This window comes from Acidimicrobiia bacterium, from assembly GCA_035471805.1.
Taxonomy (GTDB): Bacteria; Actinomycetota; Acidimicrobiia; order Spongiisociales; family JAHEDJ01; genus JAHEDJ01.
Genome location: DATIPS010000063.1, coordinates 36605 through 54385 on the forward strand (window position 1 = coordinate 36605; position 17781 = coordinate 54385).

Sequence of the window (17781 nt, forward strand, 5' to 3'; positions counted from 1 at the left end):
TCACCAAGCCGTTCGACCCTCAGAACAGGTCTTTTCTGAATCTGATCGCCGGCACCCTTGTCGTGCATGCGGATGGACGACGTCACGAATCGGCGACAACGGACCTGGTGTTCTACGAGTTCCCGCCCCGTTCTCTCTCATACAGCATCTGCGCCCTCTGGTTCCCGAAGAACACGGAGATTGCGTGTCCGACGACGCCGAGGCCCCAGAAGAGAGCGGGCCAGTAAGCCCAGTCGAGGCCGAGCACTGCCTGACCTCCCCTGCCGGCACGTACATCGAGAATCACGAGCAGTGCATTCACGAACGCGTAGGTCATCAGGTGGTACAGGAAGTTGCGCACGTGCCGGGCGTGCCTCTCAACCCGTTCCAGTCCAGGATCAGTTTGCATCATCCAGACCTCCTCGTTCATTGGACGAGGAGGGCCGCTCTCCGCGCAAGGGCCAAAGGGCCCGTTGAGGGCGCCAACTTCGGCGACATAGACCGGACCCGAGGCGGCGACTTCCCCACCCCCGATTGAGGGACCAAGGCCTCTAGAAGTCGTGTCGATGGGGCTGTACAAGGAGGAGGACCCGGGAGTTTGTGGAAAGGAACCCTCCAGGACCGAGCGCGGTTTCGACTCGCCGGCTCTCGACGTCGAACGGGAATGAGACGGTCGATCCTGAGGAGTTGGAAATCGTGGAGGATGTGAGGATCGTCCTCTCGGGGCTGTGGGTGGCGATGATGCTGACCTATCTCCTGGGAGACGTATTGCGGATATTTGCCGGCGACTTCACCCCCGGGGAAATCGACGGCCGGAAGGCAAACCAGGCGGTGTGGATCGCCGCAGCCGTGCTGATGCTGATCCCGATCGTCATGGTGGTCCTTTCCCTGACCGTGCCGTATCCGGCCATCCGCTGGATCAACATCGCCGCCGCTGCGTTTCTCGTCCTCTTCAATCTCGTCGGGATGCCGTACCCGGGAGCGTACGACAACTTCCTGCTCGTGGTCAGCTTCGTCTTCAACGGAGCGATCATCTGGAACGCTTGGACGTGGACCTGACTCTCGGGCGATTTCCCAGGGGTGTCGGATGGATCGGTGTCGGTCGCCTGTTCGTAATCGTGAGAAGCGGCGAGGAAGCGGCCGCACCAGTCGGCAGCCGGTTGGGCTGGGTCGGGTCCGAACCCGCGACCGTCCGACCGGCAGCGTATCAGACGCCTGTAAGGGGAATCCGCTCCGGTGCCTGCGTAGGTCTTTGTGGGTGAACCGGGACCCGGAAATGTATTCACGGTCCGGCCGCGGCTCCTCAGAGAGCTAGCGTTCACAGGATGCACAATGCCGACAGCCACGACCTCATCCGGGTGACCGGAGCCCGAGAGAACAACCTCAAAGATGTCAGTGTCGAGATCCCCAAGCGCAGGCTGACCGTTTTCACCGGTGTCTCGGGATCAGGCAAGAGCTCTCTCGTCTTCGACACGATCGCCGCGGAGTCGCAGCGCATGATCAACGAGACCTACAGCGCCTTCGTGCAGGGTTTCATGCCGGCGCTGGCTCGTCCGGATGTCGACGTACTCGACGGGTTGACGACTGCGATCATCGTCGACCAGGAGCGGATGGGAGCCAACGTCCGCTCGACGGTCGGCACGGTGACGGATGCCAACGCCATGCTGCGGATCCTTTTCAGCAAGCTCGGACAACCGCACATCGGGTCGCCCAACGCCTTCTCGTTCAACGTCCCCTCGATCCGGGCAACCGGTGCAGTCACGATCGAACGCGGCGAGGGCAAGCGAGAGAACGTCACGTTCACCCGGACGGGAGGAATGTGTCCGCGCTGCGAAGGCCGCGGCACGGCCTCCGACATCGACCTCACCCGGCTCTTCGACGACTCCAAGTCGCTCAACGAGGGTGCCATCACCGTCCCCGGCTACAAGACGGGAGGCTGGATGGTGCGGTCGTTCACCGAGTCCGGCTTCTTCGACCCCGACAAGCCGATCCGCAAGTACTCCGAGAAGGAGCTCCACGACTTCCTCTACAAGGAGCCGACCAAGGTCAAGATCAACGGGGTCAACGCCACCTTCGACGGCCTGATACCCCGGGTCCAGAAATCGTTCCTCTCCAAGGACCGGGATTCGTTGCAGCCGCACATCCGGGCGTTCGTGGACCTGGTGGCAACCTTCACCGCCTGTCCCGACTGCGGCGGCACCCGGCTCAGTGAGGCGGCGCGGTCGTCGAAGATCAACGGGATCAACATCGCCGACGCCTGCGCCATGCAGATCAGCGACCTGGCCGAGTGGGTCGGCGGCCTCGACGATCCGCATTCTGCCCCACTGCTCGGGGCGCTGAGGGAGACACTCGACGCGTTCGTGGAGATCGGGTTGGGTTACCTCTCACTCGACCGACCGTCGGGGACGCTGTCGGGAGGGGAGGCCCAGCGCACGAAGATGATCCGCCACCTCGGGTCTTCGCTGACGGATGTCACCTACGTCTTCGACGAGCCGACCATCGGCCTCCATCCTCACGACATACAACGGATGAACGAACTGCTGCTGCAGCTGCGGGACAAGGGCAACACTGTGCTGGTCGTCGAGCACAAACCAGAGACGATCGCGATCGCCGACCACATCGTGGACCTCGGTCCCGGCGCCGGCAGTGCCGGCGGCGAGGTGGTGTTCGAGGGCACCGTCGACGGGTTGCGTGCCGGCGCCACCGTAACCGGCCGCCACCTCAACGACCGGGCCGCCCTCAAAGAGACGGTGCGGGCACCCACCGGCCGTTTGGAGGTCCGCGGCGCAACAACCCACAACCTGCGGGACGTCGATGTCGACATTCCACTCGGGGTGCTCTGTGTGGTGACCGGAGTTGCGGGTTCCGGCAAGAGTTCCCTGATCCACGGCTCGGTCTCCGGGCGAGATGGGGTAGTTTCGATCGACCAGGACGCCATCCGCGGCTCGCGCCGGAGCAACCCTGCTACGTACACCGGGCTGCTCGACCCGATCCGCAAGGCGTTTGCAAAGGCCAACGGCGTGAAACCGGCGCTGTTCAGCGCCAACTCCGAGGGCGCCTGCCCCGTCTGCAATGGCGCCGGCCTCATCTTCACGGAGCTGGGCTTCATGGACACCGTCACCACCACCTGCGAAGAGTGCGAAGGGAAAGGATTCGAGACATCGGTGCTGGAGTACCACCTCGGCGGCCGCGACATCAGCGAGGTGCTCGCAATGCCGGTGACCGAGGCCGAGGAGTTCTTCGGCACAGGGGAGGCTCGCACGCCGGCCGCCCACACCATCCTCGGCCGGCTCGCCGACGTCGGGCTCGGCTATCTGAGCATCGGCCAGCCGCTCCCCACTCTGTCCGGTGGCGAACGGCAGCGACTGAAGCTGGCCACCCACATGGCCGAGAAGGGCGGCGTCTACATCCTGGACGAACCGACCAGCGGACTCCACCCGGCCGACGTCGACCACCTGCTCGGGTTACTCGACCGGCTCGTGGATTCGGGCAAGACGGTCATAGTCATCTCGCATCACCAGGCGGTGATGGCACACGCCGACTGGATCATCGACCTCGGCCCCGGTGCCGGTCACGACGGCGGCAGGATCGTGTTCGAGGGCACACCCACCGAACTCGTCTCGGCCCGCTCCACGCTCACCGGCGAACACCTGGCCGAGTATTCGGGCATCTGACTGAGGAGCATGAGACGCCCCGAAGCCCGGATTCGCTCCGGCCGGCAGGGCGCGGGTCCTCCTATCTCGATGTGGAGATGCGGCCGCTCGAGATCAGAAGTCGAACGGAACCATTTCCCCGTTCTTCTGGATCAACACCACCGGTTGCGACTCCCAGGTGTCGACATCTCCACCCATGCCGGGTGAATCCGCCGGCATGCCGGGCAGAGCCAGACCTATGGCATCCGGGCGTTCGTCGAGGAGCTGAAGAATCGCCCCGGCCGGAACGTGTCCCTCGATCACGTACCCATCCAGCAGCGCCGTGTGGCACGATGCGGCACCGGCGGGGACCCCGTGTTCCGATTTGAATTCGGCCAACTGTGGATCCTCGGTCAGATCGATGCTGGCTCCCAGTTCTTGCAGGTACCCGACCCACCCAGTGCAGCATCCTCAGCCGGGTTCCTGATGCACATCCAGACTGAGACCGGACAGTGACAACTCCGTTGCTGTTGCCACAGGGTTCGTCGGCTGAGGTGCCGCGGTTGTCGTGGTGACCGTTGAAGCGCCGCCGCACGCGGTCGCTCCAAGCACCAGTAACAAAAGCCATATACGGGAACGCAACTCTCGACCTTTCATCAGGGGCAGACTCTAGCCGCAGTGCAATCCTGTGCGGGCGGTGTCGAGGGCGCACCCGCCGCATCTGTTGGCCTCGCAGGGCGCGGTAGAGGCCCGATAGCCGGTCCCGTGCTCAAGAATGCCCACCCGACAAACGACGGCTTCATCTCCGGTCGCCGCGGTTTGGGACCTTCCCTCCCGGCTTGGGACTTCTGGCGCCAGACTAAGTATCAATCTGTCTGATAATTAGGGATCAAATCAACTTATGCGACCGTTTGAAGAGCAGACGAACGGATCCGGGGAGGAACCGTGACCAGGCAAGATCGTTCGACCCGTGGGTACCGCACACCGAACGCGGCGCGGACCGTCGCCGCGGTAGCGGGTTTGCTGCTCGTCCTGTTGCTGGTTACTTCGAGATGGGGTGACAGTCCCGAACCGGTCGGGGTGGCTCTCGACACAATCGGCACACCGATCCTCCAACTCGACCGCGACTTCGTAGATTTCGGAGATGTTCAGTTCAATCAGATGGTCGAGGCGACGTTCGAGGTGACCAACACGGGAGATGCCACTCTCCTGTTCACTGAGGAGCCGTTCATCGAACTCGAGGACGGGTGTTGACCGCCTACACCGACCATCGGTTCGATGGTCCTCAACCCCGGAGAATCAACAATTGTGGCGGTGACCTTCACGATGCACGCCGGAATGGACGGCTTCCACGACTTCCGGTTGCACCTGGCCACAAACGACCCGGAGAATCCGGCTCGGGAGATCGTGATCCTCTCGAACTGGGTCCAATAGAGAATGACGCCGCACGGGATCGGTGCGTCACACACGTCCGGACGGCACACGAGAACGAGTAGGGACAACCAGTGAGGATTCCGAAAACTGCGCTTCTGATGGCCTTCATAATCATCGCCGGCGGACTCACCGTTTCGGCGTGCGGCACCGGAGGTGAGAGCCACGGGATGGATCTCGCCGACCCGTCGGTGCTTCCCGACTTCGTACTGACGGCGCCGGACTCCGTCCAGGAGGCGTACCTGTTTGCGGTCGCCCACCCGGAAGATCTGTCGCATCAGCCCTGTTACTGCGGCTGCGGCACGATGGGCCACGAAAGCAACCTGGGCTGCTTCATATCCGATATGGCCGAAGGCGGCCCCATCACGTTTGACTCTCATGCGATCGGGTGCGGTATTTGCGTCGACATCGCCCAGGACACCATGCGCATGACGGCCGACGGCAAGTCGCCCCTGGAGATACGGGAGTTCATCGACGGCCGCTACGGCAGGTTCGGACCTCCGACTCCGACGCCGATGCCCCCGAGTTGAGATTACGCATGATGAGATGGCGCACGATTGTCACGGCTCGCCGCAGCGTGCTGCTGCTGGCGATACTGGCGGTGCTGCTCGTGCCGTTTCCCGCGTTCGGCGAACCGGAGGTCCATCACCTGACGATCGACGCCTCACAGTTCGAGTACTCGCCGGCGAGGCTGACCGTTAATCGCGGCGACACGGTACACGTGGAACTCAAAGCCTCCGACGTCGTCCACGGACTGTATCTGGACGGCTACGACATCGAGGCTCGGGTCGCACCCGGAGCATCGGAGGAGTTCTCGTTCTTGGCCGACCAGAGCGGCAAGTTCCGGTACCGGTGTTCGGTAGCCTGCGGACCTTTGCACCCCTTCATGATCGGTGAACTGGTGGTGGGGCCGAACGACCTCCTGTGGCGGTCCGGTGCCCTGGCCCTCCTCGCGGTGGCGGCCTTGCTCTCCGGCACTCGCGAACGGTGGGCGACATGAAGGTCGTCGTGCGGGAGCCGGCTTCATCCGGGCGAAGAATCGACCTGCTCGAGTCGGCTCCGCGACTCAGACGCATTGTGCTCTCCCGCGGGTTTCAGCCGATCCTGATGCTCGTGATGCTGGCGCCGTTCGTCCTGGCGATCGTTGCAGGTCTGGTCGGAACGTCGGCGGGAAACCGCAACTTCGGAATCGTGTTCGTTTGGATCGTCTGGTGGGCGCTGCTGATGGTGTTCCTGGTACCGGGTCTTGGACGGGCCTGGTGCACGGTGTGCCCCATACCTGCGCCCGGCGAATGGGTCCAACGGCGCGGCATCGTCGGCGGTTCGAACCGGCTGCGAACGATGGGGCTGCGATGGCCGCGCCGGCTGAGGAACATGTGGACCCAGAACACGGGGTTCCTGTTGCTCGCCTTGTTCTCGACGGTGATCCTGACCAGGCCCTCGATATCCGCCGGGGTGATCCTCGGAATGGCCGGAGTAGCCCTCGGCATGAGCCTGCTCTTCGAGAAACGGGTGTTCTGCAGATATGTGTGCCCGATCGGCGGCTTCATCGGCCTCTACTCGATGACGGCACCGGTTGAGCTGCGAGTCCGCGACCGGCAGGTATGTGTCGATCATCGCACGAAGGACTGCATCACGGGCAACGAACGCGGCTACGGCTGCCCGTGGATGGTCTACCCCGGCAAACTCGACCGTAATCTCGATTGTGGGTTGTGCACCGAATGTCTGAAGACGTGCACGATGGACAACGTGGTGGTCAACCTGCGCCGGCCGGGAGCGGACCTCGGCCGGCCGGTTCGCAGCAAGAAGGTCGACGAGGCGTTCAAAGCCTTGATCATGCTGGCGTGCTCGATCATCTACCCGGCGGTGCTGTTCGGACCTTGGTCGACGATCAAAGAGTGGGCTGCCTTCGAATCGTTCGTTGGCTGGGCGCTCTACGCAGCCGGGTTTCTCGCAGCCACTCTGCTGGTGGTCCCTGGACTCTTCTGGCTCGCCGCCGCCGCCGCAGCTCGACGGTCATGCGGCGGACTCTCCGTGCGGCAGACGTTCAACGAATACGCCCACGCGCTGATCCCTATCGGCCTGGCCGCCTGGATCGCCTTCTCCGTCGGTTTCGCCCTGACCAACGGCAGCTATGCACTGGCGGCAGTCTCAGACCCCTTGGGTTGGGGCTGGAACTTGTTCGGCACACGCGACGCAGGATGGACCCCCTTCCTCTCAGGGACCGCGCCCGGCATACAGGCAGCCATCATTCTCAGCGGGCTCGTTTTCAGCCTCCGCACGGGTCTCCGTATAGGGTTCCGTCACGATCCCTCAGGCGCAACGGCTGTGCGGGCAACGGCACCGGTGGCCATGTTTCTGCTGGTCTGCACGATGGCGCTGCTCTGGCTGTACCTCGGATGAACCGAACCGCCGGCAACCGTTCCGGCCTCCTGGCGGTGCTGTTGATCGTCGTCGGCATCCCCGTTGCCGTGCTCGGATACCAGTACGGTCTCCGTCCGATGCTGTCCGAGCACCGGATCATCGACGTCGAAGCCCGCACTCCCGAAGACGGGGGATTCTCACCGGACACCATCAGGGTCGACGTCGGCGAGACGGTCACCCTCCGGTTCTCCGCCGAGGACGTGACTCACGGTATTGCCATCGGCCCCGGCCTCGGGATCGACCTCGGGCAGATCGACCCCGGCCACACCGAGAATGTCACCGTAACCTTCGACTCCCCCGGCATCTACACGTACTACTGCAACACCTGGTGCAGTGCCGATCACTGGAGGATGCGAGGAATCATCGAAGTCGTCGCCGCAGGGTCGGCGACCGCGGATGATCCACCCGACCCCATCATCGACGCGCTCGCTGCTGCGTCCATCGACATCGATGCCGAACCCCAGACGACGACCGGCATCTCGCCCGATGTGAGCCGGGCCGGGATGAGCATCGAGTCGGTAGTGATTCCGCCCGAACTCGAAGATCCCGACTGGCTTCTGCAACACTCGCCGGCCGAGGGAGCCGACATCCTCGGCACCGCCAACCCCGATCTCTCCGCTGATCTCCTGATCGACGTTGTCGCCTACCTCTGGACTCCTGCCGAACCGGACTCTGCGACCGCCGGCCTGTACACCAAGAACTGCGCCGCCTGCCACGGCGAATCCGGGGAAGGCGACGGGCCGGCCGCCGAAACGACAATCGAGCGACCTGCCGCGTTCAGCGACGTAGCCTGGCTGCGACGGGGCGACATCTGGTACGCCAAGATCCGGCGCGGGGGCATGGGGACAGACATGCCGAATTTCGGCACGCTGTTCACTGCGGAGGAAACGCTGGAACTCGTCGGATACCTCTGGTACCTGGCTTTCGACTCTCCACCCGAGTAGCAATGCTCATCGACGCAGCCGCGCTGCGCACCTCGTAGACCTTGGCGGCGTTAGGTCGGATGCCGGCCGGCGGCTGCGACCGGGCCCACCCCCAAGAGATGCCGGGCCGGAAGAGGAGAGAGAAAGAGAACCCCGGCCGGGCGTTCGCCTGACCGGGGTTTTTCGTAGCGGGGGTAGGATTTGAACCTACGACCTTCGGGTTATGAGCCCGACGAGCTACCAGACTGCTCCACCCCGCGTCGTGTTGTCCTTCAAGTGTACGGCAGCCCGCCCGGTACCGCAAAGGCAGCCCGCCGGCCGTTTTCGGCGTCGACTCCTCCCCGTCTCGGGCGGCCGCTTGGGCCGGAACGGCAGGACTCAGCCGCCGTTGCTCAGCAGTTCTATGGCTTCCCCGATTAGCTGCTGAGCTTCGTCGATCTTGGCCTGGTAGCCGCCGAGATCTCCCGCGCTGAGGGCAGCCTGGGCTTCCGCGAACGCTGCGTCTGCCTGCCGGAGCAGGTCCGCCACGTCGCTGGGCACGACCAGGTCGTCGCCGGTGCCCGGGGGCGTGACGGTGTCTCCACCCGGAACAACGTACCCCTCGAAAATGGCAGACATCGCCTCGTCGAGCGTCTCTCTCATGACGATTCGATCGTCGAACACAACGACCACCCGCTTGAACTCGGGCAACGCCGAAGCCCGGTCCTCGCCCTGCAGGTAGATCGGCTGAACGTACAGAACCGAATCTTCGATCGGCACGACCAGCATGCTTCCCTGGATCACCACCGAACCTTCTTGACCCAGGAGAGTGAACTCAGGCGAGATCTCGGGATCCTGGTTGATCCGGACACCTACCTGTCCGGGTCCGTCCACCAAACGATCGCGGGGCAGCTCGTAGTCGATCAACTGCCCGTAGTTGTCGGGACCCGATTTGGCCACGAGGAACGAGGACATGTTCGGCCGGTTAGCCGGGGTGAACGGCTGCATGAGGATGAACGACAGTCCCTCCTCTTCGGGAAGGCGCATCAGCAGGTAGTACGGCAGCATCGGACGGTAGAGAGCGTCGTCGGCATCCCGATAAGCCGATTCGATTCGGATCTGCTCCGGCACGGTGGTCGACGGGTCGCGGGCAATGGCCCACGGGTCGCCGTTGTTGATGAACACCCGTGGCTCCGTCACGTGGTACAAGGAGTAGACGTCGCTCTGAATGCGGAACATGTCCTCCGGATAGCGCAAGTGCGCCACCATTCCGTCCGGCATCTGGTCGAAGTCGGCAAAGAGATCCGGGTAGATCTTCTGGTAGGTCTGGATGATCGGATCAGACGGATCGACCACGTAGAAAGTCATCGTTCCGTCGAACGCATCGACCGCCACCTTCACCGAGTTGCGCACATAGTTGAGACCGAAAGGCAGCCGTGCCTCTGCGCCGAGCCGGGCTGTATTGCTCGGTTCCGAGTAGGGGAACCGGTCGGTGACGGTGTACGTGTCGATCATCCAGATCAGGCGACCATCCAGGGCAACCATATAGGGGTCACCGTCCGGGATGAGAAACGGTGCTGCAGTTGTGACGCGGTCGGTGATGTTGCGAACCATCAGGACCTTGCTGTCATTCGTCAACTGCTGGGCGATGAGGGTGTTGAAGTCGCCGAACCGGAGCGCAAAGGCTGCCCTGCGGAAGATGTTCCCGACGCGCACGCCACCTTCCCCGTCGTACGAGTTGAACTCCACGGCGCTCTCTCCGGCGCCGAGCGGGAAGTCGACTTCCTTCTCGTTGGTGCCCACGATCACGAAGCTTCCTGAGTTCAAGCCCTCACCGAAATAGATACGCGGCGACGTGACTTCCAGACCTGCCACAGTGGTCTCGGGTGGAATGTCCTTCACGAAGAAATCGGGCTGACCCTCCACCGTCACCGAGTTGGCCGGGCTGAGCACCGCACCGAAGCCGTGAGTGAATACCAGGTGTTCGTTGACCCAACCGGTCACCTCGAGTCCCTCGAGATCTAACTCGCGGGCCGACAACATCACCTGTGTGAGTTCCCCGTCGACCTCGTAACGGTCGATGTCGACATCCTCGAACTTGTAGAAAGTGCGCAGTTCCTGCAACTGGCGGTACGTCGACTCGAGCACAGTCGGATCCCACAATCGCAGGTTGTCGATCGTCGGTCGATTGGCTTCGATCGCGTCGGCATCCAGTTGCTGTGCCGCGGCGAACGATCGGACTTCGACATCGGCGAGGCCGAAGGCGTTGCGGGTGAACTCGATGGTGCGACCGATGTACGGCAACTCGCGCTCGATCTCATTCGGATCGACCTGGAATCTTTGCACGGCCGCAGGGATGATGTTGCCGACGATGAGCGAGACCGCCAACCAGCTACCCACCGCGACGGCCGGGAGCATCCAACCCCGGCGCCGGAGGTTGTAGAGCAGAAGCAGGGCGGCCGCCAGTGAGATCCACACCAACAACTGGAGAGCAGGGATCCGTGCGTTGACATCGGTGTATCCCGCTCCGAACACGAGACCCCGGCTCGAGTTGAGCAACTCGTAGCCGTCGATTCGGTAGGCGCCGGCCTTGAGAATCGCCAAGAGGGCAAACAGGACGGATAGATGAGCTCTGACACCCTCGCCGATCTCCGGTGGGCGGCCCTGCCTCAGCCGGATCCCTCCGTTCAGGTAGTGCAGCGCGGTGACCAGGATCGCAGAGGCGACGACCAGCTGGAACGTCCAGTTCACCAGTTCGCGCCAGAAGGGCAGCCTGAACACGTAGAAACCAACGTCGATACCGAACTGCGGGTCGGTGACCCCGAAGCTGGAGGAGTTCAGAAACGCAAGGACCTGATCGAGAAGCGAGGCGGTTCCGACGCCGAGCATGACGCCGAAGACCAACGCCAGCAAGAGGCGCACTCGACGGATCCGGGGTTCGATCCATTCGCTGAACCTCTCGACGACCTCCTCGTCGTCTCCCAGGTCGATCAACCGGAACCTCGGCGAAAGACGATCGGCCAGGATCAAGTTGCCGAACAAGAAGCCGAATGCGATGAGCGAAGCCACGACGACGATTGCCGCGGTCGTCCAGAATCTCGTCGACCAGACCGACACCAGATCAATCGATTGGAACCACAGGTAGTCGGTCCAGAACCCGGCCAGAGTCCGAAGAGCGAGCAGAACGGCCGCGACGATGACGAGGATCACCCCGAGTCCGCGGCGGCGGCGGGGGCGAGGCGTGATTTCGGTTGGTTCTCTGTTCAGCATGTGCAGGCCATTCTATGACTAGTTGGAGATTCCAGGGAAAAACCCGTCGATGGGTCCCTGATCTGACTTCGAGTTCCGGTTTCTGAGTTCGAGTTCCCCCGTCCCAACCCGGTGTGGACGGTGCAGGGGCTTCGACCACCTACAACCTAGGCTCCGGAGCCCGCACGGCGAAATGCGCCTAGCCCGGTACGGGCACGATCGTGCAGCCGCAACCCCCGTGCACCGGCGGGACTCCATCCACGCCCGGGAAGTCGGAATCGATCGCGACGGTGCCGACCTTGGCGGCTGCACGGCAACTCGCGCACCCACGGCCCGACATGACCCACCGGATTCGTGCCGCTCCGGCACCCGCGGATCCGGCCAGCAACCCGCGATGAAAGGCCGTTATCGCGTATTCGCGGAGCCGTCTCTCCGCTTCGTCCGTTCGCCAGGCGCGATACACCCTCGACAGCGAGGCCGACAAAGCACGCGGGCCCTGCTCTCCGGATCCTGCGACATGATCGAGCGCCTCAGAGAGGGCCGAGGAGAAGTCGACGGAGTGATCGGGGATGTCGAGCTTCCCGGGCTTGGGCCTTCCCGTCTCCGTCCCCAATATCGACGCGGCTGCTCCCTGGCCCGCCGCGTAGCTCTCTTGCACCAGGACCAACAGATCGCCGCGGACCCGGTCGGCGAGATCGAAGGCCTCCGGATCCCAAGCCTCTTTGACACGAACATCTTCGAGTGTGAGGTTCTGTGCCTCCGTCAGTTGACGCTTGACGCTTCTCAACACGCGGTTCGTAATGGGCAGCAGAAGCTGCTCCCGGTCGGCGATCGGGTCGCCGGCTGCGGCCACGGGCTCGGATTCCCGCACTTCCGCATCGGGTTCGGGGTCGGGCATTTGTTCGGTAGCCGGTTCGAGTGGATACTCCGGAGCCGCCGCCGGTTCCGTACCCGACGGCTCACTCCGCAGAGTCGCGAACAGTGAGTCGAGCGCCCACGGCTTCTCCGGAGGAGCTTCATCGACCGCCGCCGGCGGCGGTTCGGGCTCCGCAACGACTTGCTCGGGTTCGTCGATTTCTGCAACTTCCTCCGGGACCTCGGCGGCGGGTTCCTCCGGATCGGTCGGCACCTGGACATCCTCGACCTGTTCGGCATCAAACGACTCATCGACGGGGGGTTCGCTCGCCCGCGGGACTTCGACGCTCTTCCTCTTTGCCGTTCCGGCCAACTTCACGAGAGCGGCTTCTTCCCGCAACCGGCGAACCTCGTCGGCCAGTGATGAAGCATCAACTTCGTGATCCAGCTCGATTCTCTTCGTTGCTGCGGGGATGATCCGGATCGTGTCGGCAGGCGACCACCCGGCCGCATCGTCGCGCGCCTTGCCCTCGCCGGATCCCTCAGCCGGAATCAAACGAACGGACGCCGGCTGCGCCGGATCCGACGGTACGGGCTCCCGTCGATCCTCGATATCCGCCTCCATGGCGTGGATCTTCGATCGAACCGTCTCGAGTTCGGCGAGAAGCTCGTCGCGTCGCACCTCCAACGCTCTGGCCCGTTCCTGTGCCGCATCGGCCTGTTTGCGGGCCGTGTCGATGATCTCGTCGTGCTGGGCACGAGCATCAACGATCAGGCGGTCGGACTCCATTTTGGCCGTGCGGACCAAATCGTCGGCCTCCCGCCGAGCCGCAGCCTGGGTTCTGTGCGATTCGCGTTCGGCGTGGCCGACCACCGCCAGGGAATCTCTCTCGGCCGCCGCGGCGATCCGCCGGGCTTCTTCCTGGCTTTGCTCGAGCATCGTCTTGGCGGTCGACCACGCATCGCCTCGCAGATGCTCCGAATCGGATTGCGCCTCGGCGCGCAGCCTGGAGGCTTCCATTTCGGCGGACCGCCGCCATTCGGCAGTTTCGGCAGCTGCGCGATCGCGCATACCCTCGGCTGCTACCCGCGCCGCCTCCAGCAACTCGCCGATCTCTGCTGTGACTCTCTGGAACTCCGTCTGGAGGTCCCCGTCGACTTGCTCGGCCGCCGATGTAGCGACACGGGCCCGTTCACGGTCAAGAAACTCAATCGTGCTGCTGATCCTCTCGAGGAAATCGGCAACCTCGGACTGGTCGAACCCACGGAACGCAGTCCGAAAGGTCTTACTGCGGATCTGATCGGGGGAAACGAGGTCGGCCATTGCCGAAACGATACCCGCTCATTCACGAGAATCAGGGGTTTGAGCCGTCAAGCGTGGGGCAAACCGCTCAAGAAGTCCAGAGCGTCGTCGACGCTCTCAACGGCGATCAGTTCTACTTCATCGTCGACCACCGTTGCGGCCGCCTCGAAGTTGGACACGGGCACGAAGACATACTGGGCTCCGGCCTCTTGAGCAGCGACTACCTTCTGCTTGATCCCCCCGATGGCGCCCACCGTCCCGTCCGACCGGATCGTTCCGGTCCCGGCGATGCGCCACCCCCTTGTCAGATCTTCATCGCTCAGAACGTCCATGACGGCCAGCGTGTACATGAGACCGGCGGAAGGGCCACCAATGTTCTGCGAATCGATATCGATCTCCATGGGGAACACGTAGGACGGGTTGTAGGTCTCGGCGAGGAAGCCGACCATCGGCCTATCGGCAAACTCTGTGTGTTCGATCAGCAACACATCCACATCCAGGACTTCGCCGTCGCGTCGAACGGTCAGGGTGATGGTGTCCCCGATGTCGTAACTCGTTATCTCCGCTACACCGTCGGGGGCGATCGTCACTTCGACGCCCTCGACGGCAATGATCACGTCATCCTGTTGGAGAACCTCAGCGGCGGGGACACCTTCGAGAAGCGACGCGACTCTCAATCCCTCACCCGATATTGTCGCTTCGTATCCGAGTCTCTCGAGCGCAACGAGGATGGCGGTGGTCTTTGATTCGTTCATCGAACGAAGGTTGATCTCTCTTTGCTGCTCACGGGACACGTCGTCCGGGCGGATCTTCTGACGTTCGACGAGATCGACCGCCGGATCGAGTGCCCCGAGGACGTATTCGAAGATGTTCACTTCCTGCAGCACGACCGTGAGCATGTAGAGATCGCCCTCCGAAGGCTGCGGGTCGCCCTCACCGAGAATCACGAAGTCGGTGACGTCGTAGAGGGGGCCCGGCGACATGGCGAAGTACGGCAGGCTGACGTTCCAGGCCGTCACGGTGAGACCGATCAACAGCAAGAACGCTGCGATCACGGCCCAAGGCCAGCGCGGCATCCGGCGCGTGGTCCCGGGATCAGTCTCGGAGTGTTCCCATTCGGTCTTCATTTCGGCTGCGATGGTACTGGCCGGTGGTGGGTAAGGAACCGGGAGCGGCCGGCTGCGGGCCACCGAATCACAGGCACCGGATGGTGGATCGGGAGGCGCGAAGTTCGTCTCTCAACGCCCTCAGACGGTCAGGGAAACTGCACGACCGGCTGATCGGCCAGTTCCGCCCTCACGACGATCCGATGGGTTGCCGACCCCTTCGGATGGCAGGCGAACATGGTGAGCATCGGCGACTCGGTCTGATCGACGATCCACATCTCATCCGGAGTGACAATGACGGTCTCGATCACCGCGTAGTCGGCGACACGTCCATCGACGCCGGTAATCGTGACGGCGTCGCCGGGGGCGAGTTGATCGAGATCGACGAACGGCGCCGTCTCGGTGGTTCGATGACCGGCCAGCACCATGTTGCCGATTGCCCCTGGGCCTGCAGTACCGGACCAGTGCGCCACCCCCTTGTCGATCACCGAGAGGTCGACACCCTGGCGGACGATCTCATCGAGACCGATCGCCGGGATCTCCAGTCTGGCGATGTACACACCGAGACTCTGCGTGAATGCATCTACCCTTGCCCGCTCCGGAAGCAGGGTTGTTCGCTCTGCCGACGCAGGAGCCGGCATCGTTCCGAGGACGATGGCGACTATCGCGACAAGTGCGAAACCGGAGCGGCGCATACGAACGCATCGGCGCGGCTCTGCCTCGTCTTGAGTTGAAACGGTTCCTACGGGACGGCGAACACGGAGGTGAAGTAGGGCTCGGTGGCCGGGATCCCGAACGGCGCGGTGATGGTGTCCAGGTCGATACGCCCCACGGCGGCAGCCTCCACCGGAGCCGGCCGGACCAGTGACGAGAGCGGTCCGTCGAGGCCGAGGTCTATGCCGTCCAACCGGGCCGCGGCCTCCCGCAAGCCTGCTCTGGTCAGATCGGAGGATTCGAAGGCCTCCTCGAGGATCAGATGAAAGGTGGCCGCCTGGCTGTACCCGAACAAGGTGTACCAGTCCGTCGCGTCACTGCCCTCGAACACGGAGCGCATGAGACTCGCAGCAGGGGCCCCGTCCGGCGGGCCGGCTCCCATCACACCGACTCGGCCCAGCCTGGCAATCCCCGCTTCGACGCCTTCGTCTCCTCCCAGCGCCGTTGCTACCCCAGCGTCGAAAGACTGCGCCGCCACGAGCCAGTTTGGATTGAACCCAAGCGAGTCTGCGGTGGCGACGATTCGCACCAGCGCGTCGGCCGTCGTGCAAACCACGACGAGATCCGGCTCCGAGGCGCGCAACTGCTCGACGACATCTCCGAAGTCCGTCGAGGCGGGAGCATGGGCGACGCGCCCGGCACTTGCCAGCCGCAGGTCGGAAACGGCGGCGTCGTAGCCGCGCAGGCAGTCCTCCCCGTAGCTGCCCTCCTGGTAGAGGATGGCGGTTTCACCCGCCAGGCCTCCATCCGCCGCCCACACCAACCCCGAGGCCACCTGATCCCGATAGGTCGGAAGCATGAGATTCGGCACGAGCGCGGAGTGGCCGATCCACTCTGATGAGAGGCTTCCCGCCATCATCAGCATTCCGCTCTCTTCGAGGAGCGGAGCCAGGGCCTCATCGATCGGCGATCCGAGAGCTCCGGCAAACCCGACGACCCGACCGGACAAGTCGTTGAATCCGCCGGTCGCATCATCGACGTCGTACCGGTGATCGAAGACCGTCACCTCCACTTCGTATTCACCGCCGACACCCCCGAGGGTTTCATTGACGTAGGTCCAGAAGGCCGTGTGGCCGTCCACAACGGACTCGCCGAATACTGCGGCGGGCCCGCTGAGCGGAACCAACACGCCAACCCTTATCACGCCGTCGTCTACTCCGATGCCGGTCCGGATCGGTGGCTCGGTGGTGGGAGTCTCGACGGTCGTCGTCGCCGAAGCCGCGGCAGTCGTGGTCGTCTCCGAGGTCGGAGTACACGAAACTGCCACAATGGCTGCTGCCAGCGCGGTAACCAGCATCCGGCGCTTCAAGTCGATAACCTCAGATCGGTCGAGAGGAGACATTCTTGCAAGCCCAAGCCCCCGTACTGTCAACACGCATCCTGCCACGCACCCGCGTTTCGATCGCGGTTCTCGTGGTCGGGTTCGCCGCGCTGACGGCCCTCGCCGCGCAGATCCGGATCCCTCTCGGGTTCACGCCGGTGCCGCTGACAGGCCAAACCTTTGCGGTCTTGCTGAGCGGGGCGGTCCTCGGGCTTCGGGCGGGAGCTGCTGCACAGGCGTTGTATGTGGCGGCCGGGCTCGCCGGCTTCCCGGTCTTTCAGGGCGGAGAAGGCGGATGGAGTTACGCCACCGGCGCCACTGCCGGCTACCTCCTCGGCTTCATCGTCTCGGCCGCCGCAGTCGGATACCTGGCCGAGCAGCAGCAGGATCGCCGGGTCACCACCGCAATCCCGGCGATGCTCGCCGGGAACACGCTGATCTATCTCTGCGGCGTGCCCTGGCTGATGCACGTGCTCGGCACCGATCTCGCCGGGGGCCTCACTGCAGGATTCGCCCCGTTCGTCGTCGGCGACCTGCTCAAGATCGCGGCTGCGGGATTGTTCCTTCCTGCGGTGTGGAGGCTGTTCGGCGAGAGGTGAAGCGGGAGGCCGAGGCCATGAGCAACCGGCCACGAGCAGCTCCGCGGACTGTCACTCCTGGGTGAGGCGAGCAGCCTATGCGAACCTTCGAGAACCTCGACATCTGGTCACCGGCTCGAGAATGTGCGCTCGATATCTGCCCTGTTTCCTGGTCGTTCCCTCTGTCAGAGAGATACCGGCTGCAACGCCAAAGGATCGACCCGGACTCCAGAACCTCAGCGCCGAACCCGGAGACTCGGGGTCTCTCGCGCCTCGGGGGCCTTGCG

General features: G+C 63.7%; 16 protein-coding genes and 1 tRNA gene. 9 read left to right on the top strand and 8 right to left on the bottom strand.

What is annotated here, in order from left to right; translation table 11 throughout:
• Positions 1–112: 112 nt before the first annotated feature.
• Positions 113–388 (bottom strand): 2TM domain-containing protein, encoded by a 276-nt coding sequence (locus tag VLT15_13240; GenBank protein HSR46176.1) that lies wholly within the window; start codon positions 386–388, stop codon positions 113–115.
• A gap of 287 nt (positions 389–675) precedes the next feature.
• Here VLT15_13240 and VLT15_13245 point away from each other — a divergent pair, with 287 nt between their 5' ends.
• Positions 676–1038: a DUF6326 family protein gene (locus VLT15_13245; protein HSR46177.1), complete on the top strand. Its 363-nt coding sequence runs from the start codon at positions 676–678 to the stop codon at positions 1036–1038.
• Between the two features lie 266 nt (positions 1039–1304).
• Positions 1305–3653: an excinuclease ABC subunit UvrA gene (locus tag VLT15_13250; GenBank protein ID HSR46178.1), complete on the top strand. Its 2349-nt coding sequence runs from the start codon at positions 1305–1307 to the stop codon at positions 3651–3653.
• 93 nt (positions 3654–3746) lie between these two features.
• Here VLT15_13250 and VLT15_13255 read toward each other — a convergent pair whose 3' ends face one another.
• The gene (locus VLT15_13255; GenBank protein ID HSR46179.1) at positions 3747–4010 is read right to left on the bottom strand and encodes a DUF411 domain-containing protein; all 264 of its coding nucleotides are present in this window, start codon (positions 4008–4010) and stop codon (positions 3747–3749) included.
• A gap of 546 nt (positions 4011–4556) precedes the next feature.
• Here VLT15_13255 and VLT15_13260 point away from each other — a divergent pair.
• From VLT15_13260 to VLT15_13285, 6 genes are all read left to right on the top strand, one after another.
• A complete protein-coding gene (locus VLT15_13260) occupies positions 4557–4865 on the top strand; it encodes a hypothetical protein (GenBank protein HSR46180.1) in 309 nt (102 codons plus the stop codon).
• Positions 4866–4889: 24 nt separating this feature from the next.
• Positions 4890–5045, top strand: coding sequence for a hypothetical protein (locus VLT15_13265; GenBank protein HSR46181.1), 156 nt, complete (start codon positions 4890–4892; stop codon positions 5043–5045).
• A 71-nt stretch (positions 5046–5116) separates the two neighbouring features.
• The gene (locus VLT15_13270; protein HSR46182.1) at positions 5117–5572 is read left to right on the top strand and encodes a PCYCGC motif-containing (lipo)protein; all 456 of its coding nucleotides are present in this window, start codon (positions 5117–5119) and stop codon (positions 5570–5572) included.
• 11 nt (positions 5573–5583) lie between these two features.
• A complete protein-coding gene (locus tag VLT15_13275; GenBank protein ID HSR46183.1) occupies positions 5584–6042 on the top strand; it encodes a cupredoxin domain-containing protein in 459 nt (152 codons plus the stop codon).
• Positions 6039–7445, top strand: coding sequence for a 4Fe-4S binding protein (locus VLT15_13280; GenBank protein ID HSR46184.1), 1407 nt, complete (start codon positions 6039–6041; stop codon positions 7443–7445). Before VLT15_13275 ends, VLT15_13280 begins: the two co-directional genes overlap by 4 nt.
• Positions 7442–8410 carry a c-type cytochrome gene (locus VLT15_13285; GenBank protein ID HSR46185.1) on the top strand — a complete coding sequence of 323 codons (969 nt, stop codon included), beginning with the start codon at positions 7442–7444 and terminating at the stop codon, positions 8408–8410. Before VLT15_13280 ends, VLT15_13285 begins: the two co-directional genes overlap by 4 nt.
• Positions 8411–8575: 165 nt before the next feature.
• Here VLT15_13285 and VLT15_13290 read toward each other — a convergent pair.
• The 6 genes from VLT15_13290 to VLT15_13315 all read right to left on the bottom strand — a co-directional run bounded on the left by VLT15_13290 (position 8576) and on the right by VLT15_13315 (position 16937).
• Positions 8576–8649 (bottom strand) — tRNA-Met (locus VLT15_13290).
• A gap of 118 nt (positions 8650–8767) precedes the next feature.
• The gene (locus VLT15_13295) at positions 8768–11638 is read right to left on the bottom strand and encodes a UPF0182 family protein (protein ID HSR46186.1); all 2871 of its coding nucleotides are present in this window, start codon (positions 11636–11638) and stop codon (positions 8768–8770) included.
• A 178-nt stretch (positions 11639–11816) separates the two neighbouring features.
• Positions 11817–13796, bottom strand: coding sequence for a DivIVA domain-containing protein (locus tag VLT15_13300; GenBank protein ID HSR46187.1), 1980 nt, complete (start codon positions 13794–13796; stop codon positions 11817–11819).
• Between the two features lie 47 nt (positions 13797–13843).
• Positions 13844–14902 carry a S16 family serine protease gene (locus VLT15_13305; GenBank protein HSR46188.1) on the bottom strand — a complete coding sequence of 353 codons (1059 nt, stop codon included), beginning with the start codon at positions 14900–14902 and terminating at the stop codon, positions 13844–13846.
• Positions 14903–15030: 128 nt separating this feature from the next.
• Positions 15031–15576 (bottom strand): class E sortase, encoded by a 546-nt coding sequence (locus VLT15_13310; protein HSR46189.1) that lies wholly within the window; start codon positions 15574–15576, stop codon positions 15031–15033.
• Positions 15577–15623: 47 nt separating this feature from the next.
• Positions 15624–16937 (bottom strand): ABC transporter substrate-binding protein, encoded by a 1314-nt coding sequence (locus VLT15_13315; protein HSR46190.1) that lies wholly within the window; start codon positions 16935–16937, stop codon positions 15624–15626.
• Positions 16938–16939: 2 nt separating this feature from the next.
• On the opposite strand from VLT15_13315, the gene VLT15_13320 reads away from it, so the two are divergent.
• On the top strand, positions 16940–17515 hold the full coding sequence (locus VLT15_13320) for a biotin transporter BioY (GenBank protein ID HSR46191.1): 576 nt from the start codon (positions 16940–16942) through the stop codon (positions 17513–17515).
• Positions 17516–17781 lie beyond the last annotated feature (266 nt).